At 43.3% G+C, this 26,256-nt stretch carries 12 protein-coding genes and 1 pseudogene; 6 read left to right on the top strand and 7 right to left on the bottom strand.

Features of this window, described 5'->3' with window-relative positions:
• Window positions 1-9: 9 nt before the first annotated feature.
• Window positions 10-12,825 carry an Ig-like domain-containing protein gene (locus tag L8S15_RS14615; RefSeq protein ID WP_345781736.1) on the bottom strand — a complete coding sequence of 4,272 codons (12,816 nt, stop codon included), beginning with the start codon at window positions 12,823-12,825 and terminating at the stop codon, window positions 10-12.
• Window positions 12,826-13,079: 254 nt separating this feature from the next.
• Here L8S15_RS14615 and L8S15_RS14605 point away from each other — a divergent pair, with 254 nt between their 5' ends.
• Window positions 13,080-14,927 carry a M3 family metallopeptidase gene (locus tag L8S15_RS14605; protein ID WP_016769340.1) on the top strand — a complete coding sequence of 616 codons (1,848 nt, stop codon included), beginning with the start codon at window positions 13,080-13,082 and terminating at the stop codon, window positions 14,925-14,927.
• A 92-nt stretch (window positions 14,928-15,019) separates the two neighbouring features.
• On the opposite strand, the gene L8S15_RS14600 is transcribed toward L8S15_RS14605, so the two are convergent.
• The 3 genes and pseudogenes from L8S15_RS14600 to L8S15_RS14590 form a co-directional block, all read right to left on the bottom strand.
• Window positions 15,020-15,331, bottom strand: a complete 312-nt coding sequence (locus tag L8S15_RS14600; RefSeq protein ID WP_280573817.1) for a hypothetical protein — start codon at window positions 15,329-15,331, stop codon at window positions 15,020-15,022.
• A gap of 150 nt (window positions 15,332-15,481) precedes the next feature.
• Window positions 15,482-16,516 carry a porin gene (locus tag L8S15_RS14595; RefSeq protein WP_010431141.1) on the bottom strand — a complete coding sequence of 345 codons (1,035 nt, stop codon included), beginning with the start codon at window positions 16,514-16,516 and terminating at the stop codon, window positions 15,482-15,484.
• Window positions 16,517-16,659: 143 nt separating this feature from the next.
• Window positions 16,660-17,402 (bottom strand): annotated as a pseudogene (locus tag L8S15_RS14590) (DUF3187 family protein).
• A 260-nt stretch (window positions 17,403-17,662) separates the two neighbouring features.
• Between L8S15_RS14590 and L8S15_RS14585 the strand changes: the two are divergent.
• A complete protein-coding gene (locus tag L8S15_RS14585; protein WP_280573814.1) occupies window positions 17,663-18,457 on the top strand; it encodes a LuxR C-terminal-related transcriptional regulator in 795 nt (264 codons plus the stop codon).
• A 39-nt stretch (window positions 18,458-18,496) separates the two neighbouring features.
• Here L8S15_RS14585 and L8S15_RS14580 read toward each other — a convergent pair whose 3' ends face one another.
• Both L8S15_RS14580 and L8S15_RS14575 read right to left on the bottom strand, forming a co-directional pair.
• On the bottom strand, window positions 18,497-19,330 hold the full coding sequence (locus tag L8S15_RS14580; RefSeq protein ID WP_010431150.1) for a RecX family transcriptional regulator: 834 nt from the start codon (window positions 19,328-19,330) through the stop codon (window positions 18,497-18,499).
• A gap of 195 nt (window positions 19,331-19,525) precedes the next feature.
• Window positions 19,526-21,130 carry a mechanosensitive ion channel family protein gene (locus L8S15_RS14575; RefSeq protein ID WP_280573813.1) on the bottom strand — a complete coding sequence of 535 codons (1,605 nt, stop codon included), beginning with the start codon at window positions 21,128-21,130 and terminating at the stop codon, window positions 19,526-19,528.
• A gap of 252 nt (window positions 21,131-21,382) precedes the next feature.
• Here L8S15_RS14575 and L8S15_RS14570 point away from each other — a divergent pair, with 252 nt between their 5' ends.
• The 4 genes from L8S15_RS14570 (at window position 21,383) to L8S15_RS14555 (ending at window position 26,075) form a co-directional block, all read left to right on the top strand.
• Window positions 21,383-21,631, top strand: a complete 249-nt coding sequence (locus L8S15_RS14570; protein WP_010431154.1) for a hypothetical protein — start codon at window positions 21,383-21,385, stop codon at window positions 21,629-21,631.
• A gap of 994 nt (window positions 21,632-22,625) precedes the next feature.
• Window positions 22,626-24,689, top strand: a complete 2,064-nt coding sequence (locus tag L8S15_RS14565) for a protein-disulfide reductase DsbD domain-containing protein (protein ID WP_102270055.1) — start codon at window positions 22,626-22,628, stop codon at window positions 24,687-24,689.
• Between the two features lie 3 nt (window positions 24,690-24,692).
• On the top strand, window positions 24,693-25,262 hold the full coding sequence (locus L8S15_RS14560) for a protein disulfide oxidoreductase (protein WP_280573811.1): 570 nt from the start codon (window positions 24,693-24,695) through the stop codon (window positions 25,260-25,262).
• A 93-nt stretch (window positions 25,263-25,355) separates the two neighbouring features.
• The gene (locus L8S15_RS14555) at window positions 25,356-26,075 is read left to right on the top strand and encodes a DsbA family protein (RefSeq protein WP_010431163.1); all 720 of its coding nucleotides are present in this window, start codon (window positions 25,356-25,358) and stop codon (window positions 26,073-26,075) included.
• Between the two features lie 85 nt (window positions 26,076-26,160).
• Here the strand turns inward: L8S15_RS14555 and L8S15_RS14550 are convergent.
• Window positions 26,161-26,256, bottom strand: a 96-nt coding sequence (locus L8S15_RS14550; RefSeq protein ID WP_137409013.1) for an IS3 family transposase, incomplete at its 5' end; no start/stop codon positions are given.

The following is a 26,256-nucleotide window of genomic DNA, read 5'->3' as shown; positions in this document are numbered from 1 at the left end:
ACATCTAACTTACAGCGTTAAATTATTGTCTTCTATCATTTTTTGTAAAATTTGTGCTTCTAATGCACTGCTACTGTCGCCTTGATACAGATCGTCGTACGTAACATCGGCTAATAAGATGTTTTGTTGAACGTCTTCATCGCCATTAGGTTTAATAGAAATGGTCACACCTTCACCAGATTCTTCTAAATCTAGATATTGTGTTGCCCCTAACCCTGTATTAAGCCCTAGGCTTCCCAAAATACCCGAGAGGTCAATTGCATCAGTATCTGGAGACGCATCAAAATCTTGAACCACATCGTAGCTTGGGGCTTCTACACTCCCTAAGCCTGAAGAGGCAAACACAAAATTATCAGAGCCCGTACCGCCAATCAGCAGGTCATTATCATCTGTCGCAGTAATCGTAGAGTCACCCTCAGCTACAAACTCAACCGATACCGTTTGAGGTAACCCTACCGCTTGGTTGTTACCTATTTCAGCAGAAGGTTCGATGGTGAGTTCAAATGGGTCAACGCCATCATAGCCACCCGTAATCGCTAGATTAGGTACATCTGCCAAGTCCACCACATATTGACCATCGACCATAGAGCCGTGTGAGAACGTCAAACCTGCGGGAATATCATAAATTGTAATGAAGCCCACTTCTGAATCGGCAGGGTTTACAAGAGAAAGGTCTAAACCAAGAGGAATCGTGCCACTCGCTTCTGCGACAATTGAAGCGTATTCGACGCTTAGTAACGGTGCATCAGGTTCTGGTGTGATAATAAGCGTCATGTCTTGCGAGCTCGGGTCACCCGTGTCGACCACTAACTCACCGAGTACGGTATTTTGATCAACCGTTCGGCCTGTAATCGTAATATCGAGGTTACCAAACGCATCGCCCGCAAATAATTCGAGCTCATCAACAGAGCTTGCCTTAACGAGGATCGTCGCCTGTATGATGCCACCCACATTGGTGAAAGAACTGGTTTCTGATCCAATTCGAATTCGATCTAGCCCAACTATACCTGATGGATCCGAAGTCGAATTCACCGTTACGGTAATTGCTAAGAATTCATCACTGTTGGTTTCAAAGCTATTAGCATCGAGAGGAATCACGATGCCATCATCTTCACTTCCAGTGAGCTGTTCAGGTAAATCGAAGAACTCCACTTTATCGCCGATAGGGTTTACACCAACGGTAAATTCAGATTCGGTATAACGAATATCTGTCGTGCCGATTTCCTGAGTAATCGCCTCAAGGACTAGATTCATATCTCCACTAAAATCTCTCGACGGTAAGATAACGAGATTAGCAAGCTGACTTGGATCGAGCTGCCACTCATAAGTAGGATTCCCATCAAAACTACCGCCATCAACGCCATTATTTGGAACTAATTCGTAGCTATCTCCTACTTTTATAGCAACAACAGCGCCCTCGGGCACGCCCTTCAATGAAAGCGACATGTTTTCAGAACCATCTTGGTCAATCAACTCAGCACTCAATGAAGATAAAGAAATATAATTGTCTTCATCGCCAACAATATCATCAGTCACCAAGTTCGCAGCGTCTGCAACAGGTTCAACGGTGATCGTCACCACGGTCGTTTTATCTTGCGTATCCGTTTCAGTCACGCAATCCGCTTCATCGGTAATATTGGCCGTCACCGTTAGCGTAATCTCACCACTGTAATGTTCTGGTGGTGTCACCAAAACATCACTTAATCGGCTAGGATCGGTTACCGTCCACGTACCGTTGCCATTGTCGACCAACAAACCAGTATCAGCAGGATACTCTGATAACGTGCCGCCATTTGATACCGTTATTGTTAGAGAGTTAACGGTCTCTTTACCGGTAGCACTGTTACCCTCTCCCGTGATTAACTGCCCGTCTTCAACACTATCACCGAGAACTAACTCAAGGTTAAGGTCGGTTGTAATATCTTCCTGGATTGTTGTCGAATCCGTGGCAACGGTAATGTCATCTACGACTGGCAGCACTTGAATACTGATGGTTTGAGCTGTCGTTACGGTTTTACCATTACACGGTGACGTTTCAATCGTCTCTATCGTGAAATCAATACATCCAGCGAAGTCTTCGTCCAATCCTGTTAGCGTTAGTTTGGATAGTCCATCCGCTGTAATCGAGTAACCGACAACCTCACCAGAAGCGTCGTATTCGGCAATAACACCATCACCTGAAATCTCTACGCCTTCAGGAAGAGAATCGGCAGGAATATAGAAAGAGATCTCATTGTCCGGATCACTACCTACATTGGTATTCAATAAACCGGTAAGGTCGATGTCTTCTCCCTCAGGCGTTTTGATATCACCATCAGGTTGAATTGGGCTTGGTGGACCTACAGGGTCACAAGTACCGCCACCGCCGTCATGGCCAGTGATCTGAATTTGGAATGAAGTATCAATATACTTTGAATCTTCGCCATCGATAACACGAGCACGCACCACAATATCTAAAACAGGTGTGTCACTTGGGCTGGAGATCGTCATACCGCTCAAGATCTCTTTCGCCAACTCTTGAATAGAGTCACTCGTAAGACCGTTCGCAGAGATAATCCAGTTTCCTGAAACATCTTGAGCGGCTCCGTTCGGGTGTTCGATAATCAGCGAATAACCATCAGGCACATCGATCAAGATATAATCTAAGAACTCTGAGCCATCCATATCAGCGTCAACAAAAGTAACTGCATCCGACACGTTGACTGGAGAACCGTCATCACTGGTGTATAGCTGACCAGAACTTTCCAAACGAGTATCTAACTCGACCCTCGCATCAACGGTAACACTGATTGATCCCGAGATATCTTTTACATCAGTTGCGCCTGTCGGCGAAGTGTCGGTAACTTCATAGGTAATTGGAATCGAAAATGTACCGCTCAAATCTTCAGTCGCGGTGACTGACAGTCTTCCGCTACTTAAAAGCTCGGACAGTGTTGGCGTCGTAGAGTCTAATAAACTTTCTAAATCTAACCCTGAAGCTGGTACGGCAATAACACTACCATCGAAATAAAGAGTCAGATCAGCAGGAAGACTGTCAATCACATAACCTGTTAAAGACTCACTCCCATCAACATCTTGATTCACTGATGGCTCTAGGTTCAATCCAATTTGGCTGTCTTCAATACCTTGAGTGCTAACTGTTTGACCATCTTCTTGATCAACAACGGGCGCTAACTCTACTTTCAACGCCATCGGGAATTCGCCCGAATCACCATCAGGCTCTGTAGAGATAGCAATAACGGTTAGCTCTAGCTCACCACTAAAATCAGTAATTGGCTTGAGATACAAATCATTCAGTTGGGCGTTAGAAACCTGGAATACTGGGCCTGTTACATCGTCAATGTAGGCGATGGTCAGCGACACAGGCTCACCCAATGAATCCACCAGCAAGGTGCCGTCAGGAATATTAGTAAGCAGTATATTGATATCTTCAGAAACATCGTCATCAGTTGTTTGGACGACAAAGTCGAGTTGAATCAAACCATCTTCATTGAGAACAGATTGATTGCTGATGACTTTGGTAATACTGTCATATTCCCAATGCGCATTTCCTCCATCCACAACAGTAGGTTCATCAACAACGCCTTTGAGGAAGATGTTGATGGTTTGAGTATCGCTTAACGCAGTCACATTGATAGGGTCTAGTGAGTCAATGGCAGATTCTGTGGCTACCGCCGTGACCTTAATGTACAAATCTTCAGTAAACGAGCTGATGTCTTCTTTTGGTAGAAGATAAGCCACACCATTCTCGATGGCCTCCGCAGAGACTAGGTAGGTATCAGGACCAATTAAGTCGAACAGTCCACCTTGGATAGACCAACCATCTTGCAGTTCGATTTGATAGCTTAACGATTCAGAACCGTCGGTATCAGTTAGCGATCCATCAATCACGTTCTTGAGGAAGATGATTTCATCTTCTAGACCTTTGTAGTCCTTAACGGATACATGTGGAGTATCAGCATCCGGTGAGATTTCAACGACTACGGTATTGACGATATCGGCCGTTTTATCTGCGGGGTCAGCGAAAGTGTTTCCCGCTTCGGTTGCAATCGCAGTAATCTCAAACTCAAATCGACCAGCAAGATTTTCATCAGCTCTGATTTCCATTTTGTCGATTTGGTTCTGGGTGTACTCTTTGCCTTCTTTAACCGCGTTTCCGTTCAAGGTGATATTCAGCCCATCGGGAATGCCGCTAATGGTGTAAGACAGTTCTTCAGATGTATCTTGGTCAACCAACTGAGCAGTGATATCTAATTTAATTGGGTCTGCGTCATCTTCTACCGATTGGTAGGTGAACACTGAATCAGACCAATCCGGCGCATCCGCTACGGGTAAAACAGAAACAGAGACATCTGCGGTCAATTCTTTTGGAATTGTGTCAGTACTAATAATGGCGTTGATCGCTAGAATAACCGTTGAGGTCGTATTTGATTCATGAAGTGCCGGTCGATAAGTTAACTGACCATTAGGGCCGGTAAACTGACTGTCAATCACTGTTAACTGATTGCCTGAAAGCGTCACTTTTCCATCAACCACTTGAAGTAATACGCCATCTAAATACAGGCTACCGCCTTGCAAAGAATCTTCTGAGAATTCAATAGCCGTAACGGTTTCGCTTTGGTCAACGTCTCCGGTAGAAACACTCACCACAATAATGGCATCGTTATCTTCTGTAGTTTCAGAATCCTCATAACGAATAAAGCCTTCGTTATCATCTAGGACAAGCTCTGCAGTACTCGTGACCTCATCACCATCGGCATCGCGAACCAAATAATCAATGTCATCGATTAATCGAGGATCGGTAGGGTCAGTTGATACATTGGCATTAGTAGTCAGTTGGTAGCTGCCATCAGAGTTAAGCGTAAACTGACCGTAGACGCTATTATCAAAATCATTAATGAGATCAATCTCGATTGACGTAATTGCATCGGTAAAAGTGTAGATATCACCGCGATAGTCAAAACTAACAATGACGGCGCCATCCGCACCAGCAAATCCTTCTGTTAAGAACTGTCCGCTGAGATTATCGCCTTCCACCATTTCAATGGATCCAGAACGAGAAGTTGGCACTGCATCCGTAACATTAACAACATAAATAGCCGGATCAGAACTATCACCATCGGCATCAGTAACGACCAATTCAAAATTCACAGAAAGATTATTTTCACCATCACCCGTAGCATGATCAAGCGGCGCATATAGATTGAACTCTGTTGTGCCATCGTTGTTAAAACGAATTCGGAAGATATCGTTACCCGACGTATCTTGAGCGTAATACCAACCATCGGCATTCACTGCCTGCAATGAAATGGCTTGCCCACCACTGGTATAAGCTAATGCGTCAAAAGCATCGGTATTAACTGAAACTGATGCGATATCGTCCGAGCCTTGGATAATAGCGATCGATGGGCTTGGTTCTTCAGTCCCAGTTTGTTCGTTGTCACCAATGAGTCCATCTTCATCGACAGATATGCTGCCTACAATCGAGAATGCAGGATCCTTACCATCGTATATTTTAATGTCTGATTTTTGGGTGGAACGCGAACCATCTGAATCAATAACGACAACCGTGGCCGGTATGCTCAATTCGGTATCTTTTAACCCAGCACCATGATCAATAGAGCGATATAAATCAATCTCAACGGCAGCGGTACCTGAGATATTAGCTTCTAAGAAATAATCAGATGGCAGACGAATCTGCATAATGACATCGCCATTACTTAATATCGCATCAAAACTGCCATCACCATTATCTCTCCAAGATAAAGCCTCGCCATTATGGGTGACTGCTTCACCGTCGCTATCCAAAACGGCTTGACCGTTTGTCACATCAATACCAAGATAAACGATAGGATCATGCGATGCCGTGATATCCAAATTAACCACTGCACTCTGTTTTACGCCATCAGGAGTAGTATCCGCAATTGGGGTTTCAGACAATTCAACCGTACCGCTGCCAATCGTTGGCTCACCACCGTCGGTAATAGAAACGATTAAATCTAGTTTAGTTTGGTCGTTATCGGAATCACGGGCTGTAACAGTAAACGGTATGGTATCCGTGCCATTGGCTTGATCCAAACCTTTGTACAGTGTGAAGACGTAATCCACACTGCTGTCTACATCATCTGATACCGGCGCTGCGAAACTCACGGTAAAGGCAACGTCACCACCAGCGACTGGCCCTGCGTAGCCAGTCAATAATGTACCATCCTCAGAAACGGTGTAATAAATCTGCTCGCCGCCACTAAAGAGCTGAGGTTGATCAGCTAAATCAAAGAACACGCTATCTAAATAATCACTGCCAATCCCGATACTGAAGGTTCCGGTGCTACTGACTTCACCGATAGGATCATTGCTTAGCTCCGACTCGTTGACCGAAGAATTTGAATCGAGAATTAAACTCGGATCATTACCGTCCTCGATCACCCATGATATTTGGCCGTTTTCTAAAGCAGTGCCATCGGTGTCTGTACCAATAATATTTAACGGAATCGTGAGTAAATCACTGGTGAGCACATGGTCGAGTGGCCGTTCAATCACCAAAACGATATCGGCAAGTACATTGTTCCCGTTGACCGTTGTCGTCATTGAAAACGAGAACACATCATCCTCACCTTGCTTAGCTGTAATAGTACGACCATCTGCGCTGAGAGTATAAGTAAGCACTATAGCGTCGCCACCTGAAGTAATACCTAACGCTTCTAGTTGCGCGACAGTCTCAGAGCTAAATTGTATAGAATCTGGGTCTGGATTATCCGAACCACCTAATATAGTAAATTGAGCATTGATGGTTTGCGAACCGGAGATCACGTCGACTTCCGTCACCGTTTTCGAATCATCCAATATCTGTCCTGCCGCACCATCCATGATATCAATAGTCGCCGTTGCAGAACCAAAATCACCACTAGAGTCAGCGGCAACGTAATTGAAGATAACGGTATGGTCTTGGTTATGATCTAGATTTCGATTGGCTTCAAAGGTCCACTGGCCATTAGCAAATACGGTCAATACACCATCCCCGGTATTGAACACCGCAGGAGTTGCACCTGAAATATCCTGACTGACTCCACCAACTTCGACGCTACTAATGGTTAGTGCGGTATCAAGGTCAATGTCATTGTTAAGAACGTTGCCTGACGATGTTTCACCTTCAACCATCGAGTAAGACTCGCCGAACAGCAAAGGTTCAGAATCTAGAATCGTGATCGGTAATTCGCCTAAAACGAGCTCAGTGGTTCCATCATCATCAATCTGAAGACCTTCGATAATGATCGCCGTTTGAAGTAACTCTTCACCAGCCTGTTGGTCAACCGCTTGGTAGAAAGTGATTTCAACGGTATCTCCAACAATCTTAGCTTCGAAAACCAGTGTTCCATCGGTTCGTGTTGCTTTGATCACTTGACCGTCAGACTCTAATTCAATAGCGATAGATTGACCTTGAGACGTCACTCCCTCAGCAGAGACTTGGTTTGCACTAAAAGCAAACTCATCAGCAAACTGAATATTGATGTCAGCGACTTGGGTTTGATCTCCAAAGATACCAACCGTACTTTCAGAAAATGAGACTGAATCTGGCAGTATAATACTTGGCATGTCATCACTGACTTCATTACCAATCGAGTTAACAACTCTCGCATCGATAATCCACTCAGTAGATGGGTCTAAGCTAGAGACATCAATATTCTCGACTAGCCAGCCACCGGACGCATCAACTACACCTTCAAAAGTCAGCGTTTGCGTACCATCATTGATCTCTATGTAGACAGGTAAACCTTCGGAAACATCGGTCGTACCCTGCATGGTGGTTAAATCACCACTACGAAAATCTAAGATGTTGAAACCAGATAAGGTATCAATATCGATAACAGGTGGGACGGTATCAATTTGTCCTGTCGAGTCTGTGCCCGTTGTTTCATTACCTGCAATATCAACGGTAACTGCTTCTACGGTAATGTTGCCATCCGCAAATGCAGACAGATCGACATCATCGATGCTCCAAGCCCCTGCAACAACTACGGTTTGTAACGTGATAGACTGATTATTGCTATCCGAAACTGTGACGGTAATAGGCTGTCCATTTTCTACATTTTGAACAACACCTTGTAGACGAACAGATTGAACCTCTTCAGTGTTGAGTATGTTGTCGGCATCATCGAATTTTGCTGTGATACTTGCCAGAGTATCCTTAACGATTATATCGCTAGAAGTAACAGTATTGCCCGCAACATCCGTAACGCTAGCCTCTACGGTCAAGATTCCTTCTGCAAACCCCGAATAGTCTTGACCTGTCAGCGTCCAATTTCCGCCAACTACTGTGGTCGTATAAACTTGGGAGACATTAAGGCTATCGGTAAGGGTAATAGTGATCGTTTGACCGTCTTCAACATTGGTCACCGTGCCAACCAAGGCACCATTAGTAATTTCGGCTAAGTTGTAATACTCATCACCAAAACCATCAAAATCGACACTGATGTCCGCCAACGTATCTTTAACGATGGTATCGCTAGAAGTTGCTGTATTACCGGCAATGTCCGTAACGCTTGCTTCAACCGTTAACTCACCTTCAGCGAAAGCTGAATAATCTTGGCCAGTTAGAGTCCACTCGCCACCGGAAACTATCGCGGTATAACTTTCTGACTTACCATCGACATCGGTGATGGTGATTGACACTGTTTGGCCATCTTCAACATTGGTCACCGTGCCGACCAAAGTGCCATTGCTCACTTCGGCGGAGTTGTAATACTCATCACCAAAACCATCGAAATTGACACTGATATCCGCCAACGTATCTTTGACTATGGTATCGCTAGAAGTTGTCGTATTACCGGCAATGTCCGTAACGCTTGCTTCTACTGTTAGCGTACCTTCAGCGAAGGCAGAGTAATCTTGGCCAGTTAGAGTCCACTCGCCACCAGTCACTGTCGCGGTATAATTTTCTGACTTGCCATCAACATCGGTGATAGTGATTGAAACTTCTTGACCGTCTTCAACATTGGTCACCGTGCCGACCAGTGCGCCATTACTCACCTCGGCAGAGTTGTAATATTCATCACCAAAACCATCAAAATCGACACTGATGTCCGCTAACGTATCTTTAACGATGGTATCGCTAGAAGTTGCCGTATTACCCGCAACGTCTGTAACACTTGCTTCTACTGTTAGCGTACCTTCAGCAAAACCCGAATAGTCTTGGCTGACTAATGTCCATTCGCCACCAGAAACTATCGCGGTATAACTTTCTGACTTACCATCAACATCGGTGATGGTGATTGAAACTTCTTGGCCATCTTCAACATTGGTCACCGTTCCGACCAAAGTGCCATTACTCACTTCGGCGGAGTTGTAATACTCATCACCAAAACCATCAAAATCGACATCGATGTCTGCCAGCGTATCTTTGACGATGGTATCGCTAGAAGTTGCCGTATTGCCCGCAACATCCGTAACGCTAGCTTCTACGGTCAAGATTCCTTCTGCAAAACCCGAATAGTCTTGACCTGTCAGCGTCCAGTTTCCGCCAACTACTGTGGTCGTATAAACTTGGGAGACATTAAGGCTATCGGTGATGGTAATAGTGATCGTTTGACCGTCTTCAACATCCTCAACCGTGCCAACCAAGGCACCATTAGTAATTTCGGCTAAGTTGTAATACTCATCACCAAAACCATCAAAATCGACACTAATATCCGCCAGCGTATCTTTGACGATCGTATCGCTAGAAGTTGCTGTATTACCGGCAATGTCCGTAACGCTTGCTTCAACCGTTAACTCACCTTCAGCGAAAGCTGAATAATCTTGGCCAGTTAGAGTCCACTCGCCAGCAGTCACTGTCGCGGTATAATTTTCTGACTTGCCATCAATATCCGTAATAGTGATTGATACTGTTTGGCCATCCTCAACATTGGTCACCGTGCCGACCAATGCGCCATTACTGACCTCGGCAGAGTTGTAATACTCATCACCAAAACCATCAAAATCGACACTGATGTCCGCTAACGTATCTTTGACGATCGTATCGCTAGAAGTTGCCGTATTACCCGCAATGTCCGCAACCGTAGCTTCTACTGTTAGCGTGCCTTCAGCGAAGGCTGAATAATCTTGACCAATGAGACTCCATTCGCCACCAGAAACTATCGCGGTATAATTTTCTGACTTACCATCGGCATCGGTGATAGTGATTGATACTGTCTGGCCATCTTCAACATTGGTCACCGTGCCGACCAATGCACCATTACTGACCTCGGCAGAGTTGTAATACTCATCACCAAAACCATCAAAATCGACACTAATATCCGCCAGCGTATCTTTGAAGATCGTATCGCTAGAAGTAGCAGTGTTGCCTGCAACGTCTGAAACCGTAGCTTCAACTGTTAACGTACCTTCAGCGAAAACTGAATAATCTTGACCAATGAGAGTCCATTCGCCACCGGAAACTATCGCGGTATAATTTTCTGACTTGCCATCGACATCGGTGATGGTGATTGATACTGTCTGGCCATCTTCAACATTGGTCACAGTTCCGACCAAAGTGCCATTACTCACTTCGGCGGAGTTGTAATACTCATCACCAAAGCCATCAAAATCGACACTGATGTCTGCTAACGTATCTTTGACGATAGTATCGCTAGAAGTTGCAGTATTGCCTGCAACGTCAGTAACTGTAGCCTCTACAGTCATGATACCTTCTGCAAAACCCGAATAGTCTTGGCCGACTAATGTCCACTCGCCACCAGATACTATCGCGGTATAATTTTCTGACTTGCCATCAACATCGGTGATAGTGATTGAAACTTCTTGGCCATCTTCAACATTGGTCACCGTGCCAACTAATGCGCCATTACTCACCTCGGCAGAATTGTAATACTCATCACCAAAACCATCGAAATTGACACTGATGTCTGCCAGCGTATCTTTGACGATGGTATCGCTAGAAGTAGCAGTGTTGCCTGCAACGTCTGAAACCGTAGCTTCTACTGTTAGCGTGCCTTCAGCGAAGGCTGAATAATCTTGACCAATGAGACTCCATTCGCCACCAGAAACTATCGCGGTATAATTTTCTGACTTACCATCGGCATCGGTGATGGTGATTGATACTGTCTGGCCATCTTCAACATTGGTCACCGTGCCGACCAATGCGCCATTGCTCACCTCTACTGAGTTGTAATACTCATCATCAGATGAAGAAAAATCAACGCCAATGCTGGCTAACGTATCTTTAACTATCGTATCGCTAGATGTTGCTGTGTTACCTGCGATATCTGTAACGCTAACTTCAACCGTCAACTCGCCATCTGTAAAACCTGAATAGTCTTGGTCAGTCAGAGTCCAATTACCACCGGATACCGTTGTTGAATAATCAACCGACTTGCCATTAGCATCTGTGATTGTGATAGATATAGTTTGACCGTCTTCCACATTTGCCACAGTACCAACCAACGCCCCATTTGAGACTTCAGCTTGGTTATAAAACTCATCATCAGATGCAGAGAAATCAACACCAATGTTGACTAAGGTATCTTTAATAATTGTATCGGTAGACGAAATCGTATTACCAGCTACGTCCGTCGTACTAGCGACAACCGTCAACTCACCTTCTGAAAAACCAGAGTAATCTTGGTCTTTCAGACTCCAAAAATTACCAGACACAACTGTCGTGTAGCCAACGGATAAACCATTGCTGTCCGTGATCGTGATATCAATAACTTGGCGATCTTCGACATTGAAGATCGCACCAATCAATGCACCTTTGCTAACTTCATTTTCGTTATAATAGTTATCGCCAAACCCATCGAATCTAACAAGGATTCGATCAAGCGTATCCTTAACAATGGTATCGGTAGCTGACGTAGGGTTTCCGGCAATATCGACGGTGCTTGCAACAACCGTGAGTTCGCCTTCCGCGAAATTGGAATAGTCTTGGTTTTCGAGTGTCCAGCTGTTACCAGACACGTTCGTGGAATAATCTACAGATAAGCCATCACTATCTGTAATCGTAATTAAGATAACTTGACCATCTTCCACATTGGTCACTGTGCCAACCAATGCACCATTGCTGACTTCGAATTCGTTATAAAACTCATCGCCAAAACCATCAAAATCGACATCAATTGTCGCTAGCGTATCTTTGATTGTGGAATCGTTAGCAGTGATGCTATTACCAAAATCATCGGCAATAATCGCGTCAACTTGGAGATCACCTTCAGCTAGTGAAGTAAGATCGACACCATTTACAACATAGGTTTCGTTAGTTGTGATCGCAGTGGTAGTTAATGTGTTGCCGTTAACATCGGTGATGGTAATTGCAACTGTTCGTCCATCACGAACATCCACAGCCGTACCCTTAATAGTTACACCTGGTACTTCAAACTGGTTTTCGTAACCGTCGCCGCCATCAAGTATATCTACGGTCAGTTCTGCACTAGGTAACAGCGCATCTAGATTCCCATCGTTTGAAGTGGTGTCTTCCTCTTCATATTCGGTCGGTCGAGTGTCAAAACCTGCTTCTGCAAGAGTTTCATCTAATGTAGAGCGAACATATGCAATAAAAGAGGCACTGGAGCTGGGTTGATCATTGGCAGAACTCGGTTGTTGAGGCGCACTTTCGATATTGTTGACGAGCTGAGTCACGACCTCTTCGAGTTGTTGTTCGACAGCCGCTATTTGTGGCTCAGTGATCGATTGAGTCTGATCTAAATTCTGAGACTCAATACTAACAACTTGCACACCTTCAACTTTAGGCTGTGATGCGGGCACTTGAAGCCATGTACCATCAGCAAATACCTGCCATACGACACCACCAACTTCGATATATAAAATAGGATCCATCCTAAACCTCTTCCTTACAAAAACGCTGACATTGAGGACATCCATTTGCTCAATAAAAGGCGAAAAAATCAGCGGATATTCTTTAAATAATACTAGCAAAAAACAAAACGTTAACAGTTAATTAATTTACACACATACGTCGTAATGTAAACCGAGATCCTGTGACTTACATTCCGTTATATGCAACGTCATAAAATACGTCCTATGAATGTGTCATAATCTTGAAACTCAGGCGTTATTTTTCAAGGAACATCATGACTGCAACGAACTATCTCAACCAATTAAATCAAGATTATCTTGCGACTCACAAAGCAAAAGAAGACTTCTTTTGGGATACTTACATGGGAATAAGTGATGACCACGATGGGTCAACATCTGCACAAACCCAGTGGACCGAGTTTCTTAGTTCTGCCGAGCAAATTACTGCTATCCAAAAACACATTGATGCAATCGGCGAGATTCAAGATCTTGAAGAAAGGAAGAGCACACTAACCGGATTAAATGGTTGGCTAGCGACCTTTAGATCTCACTCGATCGAATCAGAACCATCTCAGAAGTTGAAAGCCGAACTCATCAAATTTGAGGCCGAATTATTTGAGAAAAAACAAAACCATGTCATGACTTACGTAAATGAAGCGGGTGAAGAGACCGAAGGATCATTGCCGGTTCTAGGTTCAGCCGTCAGAAGTAATGGCAATGAACAGGTAAGACTTTCTGCACACCAAGCACTATTAGATTTAGAACAATGGCTATTAGCTAACGGCTTCATCGAACTTATCAAAAAGCGCAATCAGTTTGCTCAATCGCTTGGTTTCAAAACCTTCTTTGATTACTCAGTGGTTAAAACTGAGCAAATGACGACACAACAATTGTTCACGATATTGGATGACTTCGAAGCACGCACGCGCGATAACAATCTAAAAAGCCTAACTAACTTAGCTGAGAAAAAAGGCCAGAATGCACTGGAAGCGCATAACTTTATCTACTCTTTTGCTGGTGATGTTATGAATGACTTGGACCCTTATGTTCCATTCTCAAAGTCACTCAGACGCTGGATAGAGTCTTTTGGCCGTCTCAACATCGAATATTCTCAAGCAACACTGAAACTGGATCTCCTTGATCGTAAAGGTAAATACCCAAATGGGTTCTGTCATGGGCCTATTCCTTCTTTCTATGATCAAGGTGCTTGGGTTGCTGCTAAAGTAAACTTCACTAGCAATGCCAAACCCGATCAAATTGGCAGTGGTTATGATGGTATTAATACGCTGTTTCACGAAGGTGGACACGCCGCACACTTTGCCAATGTGAAAATGAATGCGCCTTGTTTCTCTCAGGAATTTGCACCAACCTCGATGGCTTATGCCGAAACCCAATCGATGTTCTGCGACAGTCTGCTGACAGATGCCGATTGGCTAAAACAGTATGCGCTGAATTCAGAAGGCCAACCTATACCAGATGAATTGATTAAAGCTATCATTGATAACAAACAACCATTCAAAGCCTATGAAGAACGCAGCATTCTTGTGGTTCCTTACTTTGAACGAGCGCTATACGAATTGGCGGATGAAGATCTGACACCTGAAAAAATCACGGAGCTCGCACGTCATAGTGAGAAAACGATTCTTGGATTATCTTGCAGTCCACGCCCATTAATGGCGATTCCACATTTGCTGTCCGATGAAGCTTCTTGTGCTTACCAAGGCTATCTATTGGCTCATATGGCGGTTTACCAAACTCGTGCCTATTTCACTGACAAGTTTGGTTATTTAACCGATAACCCAGAAATCGGCCCTTTGTTGGCTAAGCACTACTGGTACAAGGGAAATAGCGTGAATCATAATGGGACAATCGAAAGCCTGACAGGAGAAGGTTTTAACGCCAAATACCTCGCCGACGAGTGCAACTTATCGCCAGAGCAAGCTTGGGCGATTGAAGAGCAAAAAATCAAGCAGCTGTCGACAAGAGAACGTGCACCAATTGCTGATTTGAATGCTAAGATTTCGATCGTTGATGGGGCAGCCGAGCTAGCGAATAATAATAGCTCAAACCATCAGATGTGTGATGAGTTTGAGCAATTCATCGTTGGGCAATACGGTCGATAGCAGGTGCTAAGCACCTTTAACCTAGGTTGAACCAAAAGACCAAACGAAAAAAGGACGATCAATGAGCGTCCTTTTTTGCTTTGTACCCGAGTCTACATCGTGGCACATACAGGTTGAATGTCATTCTCGAAATCAATATCGTCAGAATCAACACTGCGTAAAGACTTTCTGTGAATACCAAATACTTGTCCCGTCAAAACAATATAAAACTTTTCTGTTTTGAGTAAATGCCAAGCTTCATCAAGAGTTTCGGCATAAACCTTATTCTTGAGATCTTGTGGGCGAGTACCTGCAACTCTTCCATGTTTACGTGCTAACTCGAAGAATCCATTTCGATTAGGCTTACACGTAAATAGGGTATCATTTCCATAAATAATACCCTTAGCCGTAATGCTCTTAACCATTACATTTCTCCAAATAATAATTCCACTCGTGGTATTGAGTGGCATACCACATGTCGATTTGTGGATGCTTAAACTGCATAAGGAAGAGAATACGGTATAACGACCAGGCAAGCGATTACACCATAGTGTTCAGTTTCAGTATTTGAAATCTTAGAAGTAGTAGTAAGCGGCTGCGAATACGTGTGTCTCTTCATCGTATTGCGCGCTAGCCTCGCCAACACGGTAACCGTCTAAATCTTGCTTGATATCGATACCCATGTCAGCGTTATCAGCGATACGGTACATTGCCGCAATATTGATGTAAGAAGAATCTACGTCAGATTGACCATCTAATTCATTACTGTTAAATGCGTAACCCGCTGCAATTGTTAGATCGGCAGAAACCGCGTAACCACCTGAAACGTAGTAACCAGTGTCTTTCTTAGAGTCACTTTCATCAATCCAAGAGTTCATACCTAGCGTAAGGTCGCCAACTTTTACATTACCTGACACCGTATATACTTCGTAATCAGCATCGTTATCACGCGATTCATAACCAGCGTAAATATTGAACACTTCTTGCTCTAAACCGATGTAACCGTTAATACCCTTGTCAGCATCGTTATGATCATCGTCAGTTTCAAAGTAAGAAACGCCGTAAGCAAAGCCATTGGTTGCACCTTGGAACTTGATAACGTTGAACGCATCAGAAGCGTCGCCAGCAGAAGCCCCAAACTCGTATGTTGTATCACCAGCGCCATCTACTTTGTCTAATGCAGTATCGTTTTCCCAACCGAATGAAGCGATACCGAAACCAGTATCAAAACCAAGCCACGCTTTATCTACGTCAGTTGCTGGACCTGTATCGATACCGTTTGTCCAACCCGCCGTTGCTGCGTCATTTGCAGAAACGTTGTTGTCTGTCGTGTAATTCACCATTAAGTCAGTTTCGAAGTAACCGACAACACGGTTGTTGCGGTAGTTTACTGCAAGCGTAAGGCCTGTCGCCCAGTCATCATAAAACGCTTTAGAGCCCGTGTCGTAGTAACCACCAACACCAAAAGAGCCTGATACTGAGAATTGATCTTTATGCATTGAATCAAATGCAAACATATCTTCGTTCTGGCTGTTTTGGCTGCTTGTGTTTACAGCGAAAGCTGAGCTTGAAATACTCGCAATCGCAAGTGCTACTAATGTCTTTTTCATGATAACCACTACCTGTATATATTGATTCGGCCTTTTGGAGTGGCGCTATTGTTCAAAAAATTATGTTATTGATATACCGTAAATTTACTGAAACTTTATAGCTTTGGTGAATTTCATGAAATAAGAATATATTAATGTGTCGTTTATATAGAAAAACGCAATCCGAGTGTAAAGCCGATGTCCGTGCTGTTATCCATGTTACGGATGTTTTCGACTATCAAGGTTTCAACCGCGAGTCGATACAAACGATATCGATACCCAACGACCACTTCGTTAGAGGTTTCTGAAAAATCAGGATCATTACTCGCCCAACCTTGATAGTTGAGAGACTCTATAACCAAACTGTGTTGTTGGTTAAGCCGGTATTCATACCCTATCGCCCAACTTGTACTGAGGTTTTCAGGGCTTAGGTTTTCATCTCTCACAGAAGAGCCATCGCTGTTTCGATGTACGAGCCCGAGGGTGGAGAATATGCTATGCCTTGGCGTGATGTAGCTGTAGTTGAGTTGAATACCTTGCTCGAAGCTTGTTCTCGCAAACAGCCCATTTTTTACATTGTTATAAAACAGCGAACCACCAGCCGAGAGCGACATTGGCCCTCTAGAATACAGCAGTAGTTCATTGTAAAAAGTCAGCGCATTAGTTAAATCATCACTTTCAAAGTCAGACACATGAACACCCGCATTGTTAAAATCCATGGTGGATTGATTCTGATAATAATCGAGTGAATAAGTACCCGTATGAGCCCATATACTCGCCTGAGTATAAGAGGACTTGAATTCAATAGTGCCTCCGAACGAAGCTGAGTTGAAAGCACATTTGAATGTATTGGAGATTGTGCATAAACAAACAGAGGAGACGCTAGTGCTGTACGAAAAGTTAGCATCAACAATGATAAGGTCAGTAGTGTTCTTAAAATAATCACAGGGTTATACGGCAGAATTAAAATTCTTGAGCCTATAAAAAACACCGTTCAATTGCTGCAGTAAAAGTACGGCTTTTCGCCATGCCTCATATAATAAAGCGTTATAAAAAAAGAGAACTTAGAACACCTTCGCGATCTTGTAATGTTAACTTGCGCTGTCGTGCTTTAGCGAATATCTTCAGCGCGTGAATGAGTAGCCGAACGATTGATAAGGAAAAAATGTGAGCGCTTCTAACTATAGCTTTGAACAATTATTAATGAAGCAATCTGCAACTTTGATCAATAGTGACCCAAACAACTTTCAAACAACTTGGTCGCAAGCGAGCTTTGACGTACTTGATTGGTTTGGTATTGATCGTCTTACACTTTATCCAAATTCAATGGTCTTATTAGAAGATGGCAAAACGTGCTCAGTCTCCAAAAAACACATTCCTCCAGTTAACAAGAAGAACCTCATTGGTGGTAATTATCTTGATTACTTAAAGCTTTTGAAGACTAACGAGACCTATCTAACCTTCTCAAAAGATGAGCTCATAAACAGCAATAACTATGTATTAAAGCAGTTGTACAAAGAAGGGGGACGTTGGCACTGTATCATACCACTACAGCTATTTAATCAACGTTGGGGAGCATTGTCTTTTACTCATTTTCACGATGCCGACACCAATTTCGACTTAGAAGACATCAAACGCTTAAAGTTAGTCTGTGAAGTTTGGCTTTGTTACTGGCAACATTCCACACTAGCTAGAACGCTAAAACAGAATGAGAACCGACTAGAAGACGACAGTGATAAGCTACTATTACTGACAAAAAAGCAGACCAAAGTTTTAGCGCTGATTGCTCAAGGGTTTAGCGCAAAAGATTGCGCAGAGCAACTTCACTTAAGTTCAAGAACCATAGAATCTCATAAGTATAGAATGCTTGGACTGCTCAATTTAAATAACCATAACGAGCTCATTCAATTCGCCTTACGTAATGGCCTAGGTCTTACAGAAAACATACACACGACACGTTAAAATAAGGCACTAGATATGTCTTAAGCTCGATACCGCCTGTTACTCGTTACCTTCACTCAGAGCAAATTTGATCTCATCAGAAGAGAAACCTTTTCGACTCAACATTGCATAAGCTTTAGAGCGTTCTTTATGGTCATTAAGATCATAGGATTTTTTCTGTAACTGCTCTAAACAAGAAGAGTAGAAATCCAGTTGCTCTTCATTAATCAATCGGTCGATTAACGATGGCAGTTCACTGGTATCGATTTGTCTTTGTCTCAACTCTTGCTGGATAGCAGTCAAGCCTTTACCCTTACGAGCATACTTAAGCACTTCTTTCTCTAAGTCAGCCTTCTCTGCTTTAATTTGCATGTTACTCATAAGTTCATGGGCTTGCGGGTGCTGATCAATCGCCACTTTAACTTGTTGATAGCTAAAGCCGCGCTTTTGCAGTGTCGCCACAAGCTTTTCACGGCTCATGGTAAAGCTTGTGTAATAGTGGTTAATTCGATCTATTAAGATGTTTTGTTCATCAATTGATTTCTCAAAGGACACCTTATGGATGGCATCAGAAATCACAGAGTCCTTTAGGCCCTTCTTCTTCAATTTTTCAACAATATATCGAGAGCCAAATTCACCAGAAAAAGCTTGCTCCACAAATTGTTCTGCAAACACTTGGTCAGACTTGAGATACCCAAAGCCTTTCAAGGTGCCCAAAGTTTCATCGATCCATTCTTGATTGTCGGTTTTCACTTTGAGCTTTGCAATCAGCTCGCTTTCTGTCATATCTCTCTGAGTTAAATGCCACATCGCAGAGTTCATAACACTTTCGATTCGTATCGCTTTTCTTACCGTTGTATTTCTAGTATTCGTTTTTTGCTGTAAATCATCCATTCGGTTTCAACTGTCCAAACTAAGCCTACCCCATCATAACTTAATTCTCAGGCGGGTGAAGCTAGATACAGAAATGCCGCTCAAGATAAGCGGAAACTCAGTAACAATAGTACCCAATAAAAATGGACGCTATTCAGCGTCCATTTGATATAGCATTAAGAATACGGCCTCCAAACCACTCTTTGGCTCTTCCGGCTAATTCTCTTCGTGATTGTAAATATGTACATCGCGTTGTGGGAATGGAATCGTGATGCCTTCTTCATCAAAGCGTTTCTTCACAGTTTCCGTCACATCCCAATATACATCCCAGTAATCCTCAGTCTTAACCCAAGGTCTCACTACAAAATCAACCGAAGACGTATTCAAGGTGTGAAGCTTGATCATGTGTTCTGGTGTTTTAAGCACTAAAGGATGCGCAAGAATGATGTCATTTAACAGACCTTTTGCTTTATCGATATCATCGGAATAACCAATACCAAAAACCATGTCAACACGTCTAACACGCTCTGCAGTAATGTTATTGATCACATCACCCCAGATCTTATTGTTAGGGATCACCAAGCGTTGGTTATCGATAGTTTGAATCGTGGTTGACACTAAACTCATGTCCTTTACCGTTCCTTGCACGCCAGCCACTTTAACCATGTCACCAACATCGTAAGGACGATAGATTAAGATCATCAAACCTGATGCAAAGTTAGACAAAGTATCTTGTAACGCAAAACCAATGATGACACCCGCAACACCAAAACCAGTAAGTAATGGTGCAAGCTCTATTCCTATCTGAGATAGGGCAATAAGCAAACCAATAAACACAACAGCTTTAGAGGCGATGGATACAAAAAATTCTTGCATCAATACGCTGAAATCCATTTTTGAATGCGAAACACTCTTACGGACCGTCTTACGAGCAACATTGGCAACAAGCCGAGTTACGTACAAAATACCCAAGAACAGTGCAAGCTTGACGACAAAAGAAGGAGTATTTTCAAATGCCCATGAACTAAACGAACGCAACCAGCTATCCAATAGATCTAATGCGACATCAACATCCAGTACGTCAGCATTAATGTCCCCTGTCGTCGCCAATAGGATGCGCTTGTAAGACGTCACATCCACACCAAATGGCGCCATCATAGAGATGTTTTTCTCTAAACTGGCGACCATGACACTGGTTCGTTCGCTAAAGCGTACTAGTTCAGTTTTGATCGTCGCTTTTTCTTCTTCACTAACAAAAGACAAGCGGCGTTCTAGATCTTGACGCTGAGTGTCTGTGTAAAGAATCGCATTAGTGAGATATTGAGAACGAGAAAGCAATGCCGCTTTTAACTGGCTTTCCGCGGCCGTTACATCGACGCCTCTTTCTTTCGACCAACTTAAAGTTTTAGAGAGTTGTTGATAGTAGACATCCATCATCCCAATTCGTTTTTGAATCAGCAGCTCAAGACGCTTTTTAGCATCCCCTTCAGCCGAACGATTCTCTTTACTCATCGAGACAATCTTAACTTCGTTCAATGACAGTAAATGTTGTAAAAGTTCAACCTGCTGAGCAAGAACGGTATCTAACCCTTCCTCTTTATCGGAGGATAACTGGGAAAAAATCTCCTCACGAAGTGCTTGGTTCTTTCGTCTTAATATATCTTCTAGAAACGGCTTCTCAGCATCATGCGCGGTTTCTAATGTTGTTAGATCCAGCATTAGCTGATCTTGTGCTTCTGCAATTTTATCAACGCCTTGTGCAAAACTTCCAAATGCGACAAGCGTCAACATCAACAATAGACAACGCCAAACCTTCATCATATTAATTCCTATTAATGTCTAAATTGACCTTATAAATAGTAGTAAAAAGAAGATGGATAACAAACATTTAAACGTATGTTGTGCTAAAAATTAGCAAAAAATAAACCCGCATCTAATATTTGACAGTTCCAATCCATCTTTATGACCTGTAGAGTACGCATCCAACAAAGAACAACGACCAATATCTTCACTCAGGCGCAGCACTAAAACGCCTCTAAATACGATATTGGCTCACAGTAAGAGAGCATAAAAATGAACAACGAACTTGATATTATTGAGTCTCTAGAAGAGCTAGAACAATTCCTAATTTCAGTTGAAGCTGGCGGTCTCGGCCTAGAAGGTGTTGAAGGCGTGGGCATGGCAACCAATAACGCTGATGGTCGCCACTTCGTTGCCGTATTCAACAGCAGCCATAAAGTTCTGCTTGCTCGTTGGATCACCAAAGAAGTTTTTGACAATGGCAAAGAGTTAGTTCGTAACGGCCCACGTCGCAATCACTAAGACACTCTCGTAATGCTTCGTAGTTCAAAGCATTAGATGACAAAGCCGAATAAAGTAAGTCCAACTTAATTCCTAACGAATGGTTGGACTTTTTTGTGCCAGCTATTAGCGGCTTGCTCACGCTACTCCCCGGCAACCCTCCTTTGCTGAAAAAATCAGCGAAAAGGGAAAAAGAGAAGATTATTGTGAACTTAAGTCAGACCTCGATGCCTGAGTTGTTAGAGCTGACGTTTATGCAGCCCTTTTACTTTGACAATTTTATAACTTGTGGCACGTATAAAAGTTATCTAAGCTAGCAGCAACTCGACTAGCTTGCTAACTATGTCAATTACTGGCTATTTCAATTACTGATTTGATTACTGACTGATTTGCAAAGCACACCACTACGTTTTTTATCCCAACAGAACCGCCGGCAACAGCATTCACTCTGGGCGCTCCTCCTTACTGGACTGGTTATCGTAACCTGTCTGGCGAGTACGCTGTCTTCAAAAAAAGTAATGCTACCTTCATCGGCTGGTGATCAATCAATCCTAATTAGCACAAAAACACAGGCCCTCACGGAAACTAAGATTCCGGGAGAAAAGCCGGCTCACGCAGAAACCAACGCCTCTAAAACTCAAGTTACATTTTCAGACAACATGGCAACGCTATACGCCAATTTTTTTGGTGCTGAAGCGTCTAAAACACTGACAACACCAAATTCAAGTTCCTGCAGTCTAAGTTCAAAAATGCTAACTTTCGCCACTCCTAAAACGGGCTGGCTGACCCCTTTTATCCTACTTCTCGCTGTCGCATTCAACTTGCCACCTCACATCTCTAGATTATCCAGAGACAACCATCGCTCTTCTCGACCTACAAAACTTCGGTTACATCTAAAGCACTGTATATTTAGAGAATGAATAACCGGGCTATTCCACCCTTTTATTTATTTTTTGGAGATACATTTGTGTACAACACACTACTAACTAAGTTTGTCGATTCGTTGGCACTCTGCATGCGTGCATGCACGAAAACTATCGTCGTTGCCATTTTGGCTATGGCGTCATTTACTGCTTTAGCGCAAACTACGGGCTGGATAAGTGCGCCAGAGCATCCACCTGTAAAAATACGAATGATGTCGACGGGTGAACAGTCAGATGACGGTTCAACAGTTCAGACGATATTGGATGTTGAGCTAGACGGCGACTGGAAAACCTATTGGCGTAGCCCCGGTGAAGGCGGAATCCCACCAAGCTGGGACTGGTCTGATTCAACGAATATAGAGTCTGTAGACTGGCACTGGCCTATTCCTAAGTACTACGAGCAGCTCGGTGTGATGACGTTAGGTTACAAAAAACACGTCAGCTTTCCGGTTACCTTAACGCTAAAAGACAACACGCAACCTGCGGTATTCAGAGCCTCTCTCTCGTTTCCATCGTGTACGAATATCTGTGTTTTGACTGACTATGACATCGAACTCCCTATCGACACGCAAACATTGCAGTTCGATGAGGAAGCAATGTTCCTCTTCAATCAAGGCATGAGCCAATCTCCAAGAGAAGCGAATCGCACCTCAGTTAACGGACTGTTCTGGGACAAGAGTAAGCAACAACTGGTGACCCAGTTAACGAGTAAAAAAGGTTGGGATAAGCCCCAGGTGCTGATCGACGGCCAAGAAGTAATCGATGACTTCTTCGCTCAACCAGCGATCTATATTACAGGTAATACGCTGACCGCTGTCTACGATGTTAGCAACTGGCTTGGAGAGGTCGACTTAACCAGTCGCAGGGTGAGCATCACCGTTTCTGACACCAACTTAGCGGAAGAGATGATTGCACCGGTTGGATCTACCCCAATCACTTACCAAGAGAGCAATAATGGCTTTGGGGTAATGCTTGGATTTGCCCTAATTGGTGGTTTGATACTCAATATTATGCCGTGTGTACTGCCAGTATTAGGAATGAAATTAAACAGCATCATTCACAACCAGGGCGCATCAAATCGTCATATCCGAATCTCATTCTTAGCCTCGGCTATGGGGGTGATTACCTCGTTTGCATTGTTGGCCTTTGGCATGACCGTTCTAAAAATGGGTGGCAACGCGATTGGTTGGGGAATCCAATTCCAAAACGTCTGGTTCATTGCATTCATGCTGATCATCACTTTGCTGTTCTCGGTTAACTTACTTGGGTTAGTCGAATTCAGACTACCATCGGGTTTAAACACTTGGATAGCAACCAAAGGCGATGACTCACATTCAGGCCACTTTGTTCAAGGCATGTTTGCGACGTTGTTAGCAACACCATGTAGCGCACCATTCTTAGGTACGGCTGTGGCTTATGCACTAGGTGCGAGCTATCAAGAACTGTGGGCGATCTTCATTGCTTTAGGCATAGGCATGAGTGCGCCTTGGTTAATCTTCGCAACTTTCCCTAATTTGACTAAGCTACTACCAAAACCTGGAGCGTGGATGTTCAAGGTCAAACTGATTTTTGGTTTGATGATGTTTGCCACCAGCTTATGGTTAGCCAGTTTGATGACGCCGTTTATTGGCAAGTTTTCAACAATATTAATGTCACTGTCCATCGTTATTTCAGTATTGATTTGGATTGGCCGTAAGTTAGGTCGCAAGGTCCTTATCCCTATAGTGGCTACCACTACTCTTGTGTTTGGTGCGGCTTTAATCATAGGCAGTGTCACCGCTGATAATTGGGCAACGCCAATTGTTGATGACCTTGCTTGGCAAAAGCTTGACTCGAAACAAATCCCTCAGCTCGTTGAGCAAGGCAAAACGGTATTTGTTGATGTAACAGCAGAATGGTGTATCACCTGTAAAGCCAACAAGATCGGCGTCATTCTTCAAAATCCTGTCTACAACCACCTACAACAAGAAGACATTGTCTTGATGAAAGGCGACTGGACAACACCTAGTGAGAGTGTCACTCAATATCTACAAAGTAATGGGCGATTTGGTGTGCCATTTAATATCGTCTACGGGCCAAGCTATAAAAGCGGTATCCCATTACCTATCATTCTAGACAGCGATACTGTCGTTCAAACTCTCGATGCTGCGAGGTAAGTAATGAAGACTCCCAACAATGAAGAGAAATCTCGCACGACTGAAAACTACGCTGTAAAGGGTAAAGCCAAGAAGTCTAGTAGCCTTAAGAAGTGGGGAAAGGAACTGGTTTCAATGATACTGATCGTTGGCGTAGTTTCATTTGCGATGGATTTTTATCATAGCAGAAGTATGCCTCAGGGCAACGCCATTCCAATCGTGGGGAAATCGCTCCAAGGCGAAGATATTGACGTTATCGAACTAAGCAAAAATGGTAAACCCGTGATTGTCTACTTTTGGGCAACATGGTGTGGTGCCTGCAAATTTGTGAGTCCAACCGTCAACAGTTTCAGCGACACCCATCAAATAGTGTCAGTCGCCTTGTCATCTGGGCAAGACGAACGTGTTCAGCGGTTTTTAGATGCCAAAGAATATCAATTTCCGACCATCAACGATGTCTCAGGTTCGATCAGTAGAGATTGGAGAATCAATGTCACTCCAAGCATTGTCATCATCAAAGATGGAAAAATAAGCAGTATCGCAACAGGTGTTACTTCCCCTATTGGGCTTTGGCTAAGAGCCTACTTTTCCTAATAAAAAAGGTAAAAGTTAACCCACTTATAACTAGAATTAAATCGCTATAGGCACAAACGAACCTCTAGCGGTCACCAAAATTAGAGAATTGAAATGAAAAAGCACATTATAAGCACGTTGATTATTGGCTCACTGATGAGCGCCAGCGCTTTTGCCGAATTAAATAAAGAACAAACTCAACAACTTGAAGAAATTAACCAATTTCTAAAAGACAACCCTGCGACCATTTCAGGCCTACATACCAGCCTACAACGATATGTTGCAGGCCAAGAGCAAGCTAAAAAAGCCCAGGAAACCAGTCATGACTGGCTATACAACAATGACGCTCACCCAGTATCAGGTAATCCAAAAGGCAAATCGATTATCATTAACTTTACAGACTATAACTGTCCATATTGCAAACGCTTAGAAAAAGGCCTATCTCAACTCACAGCTGAAAATAGTGATATTAAGATCATCAATGTGTTCCTGTCTTTTAAGCAGCAACAAGTTAATGGTCTCGACACAAATGCAGCTCTGTATTCGATGAAAGTATGGAAAGAACAACCGGAGAAATTCCAAGAGGTCAGTCGGTTACTTATGGCCAAAAGCGGTAGTCACACTAAGAACTCACTACAAGCAGTCGCTAAAAGAACAGGAACTGAAGACCAATTAAACACAACTGCTGAACAGAACCAAACGCTAATGACAAACCACCAAACTTTTAGCGCTCTTGGTTTAACAGGGACACCGACTTTAATGATAGATGGGCAAGTATTACCGGGTTATGTGCCTTACGACCGACTTAAAGATATTGTAGATGACGCTTTTTAATCGAGCCTAATAGAGACAAAGACTCAAAAGAGAAGTAAATAAAAAGCCGACTAGTGAAGTGACCCCGTAAAGTTGGACATTTCTGTTAAGCGGCTTTCAAGGCCTGAGTTCGATATTCTATCGGAGTCAGGCCTTTTAGTTTCACTTTTATACGTTTGGTATTGTAGTACTCGATGTATTC

The sequence above is a fragment of the Vibrio sp. S/42/10 genome (assembly GCF_029890535.1).
GTDB lineage: Bacteria > Pseudomonadota > Gammaproteobacteria > Enterobacterales > Vibrionaceae > Vibrio > Vibrio cyclitrophicus.
This window is presented reverse-complemented; position numbering and strand designations above follow the sequence as displayed.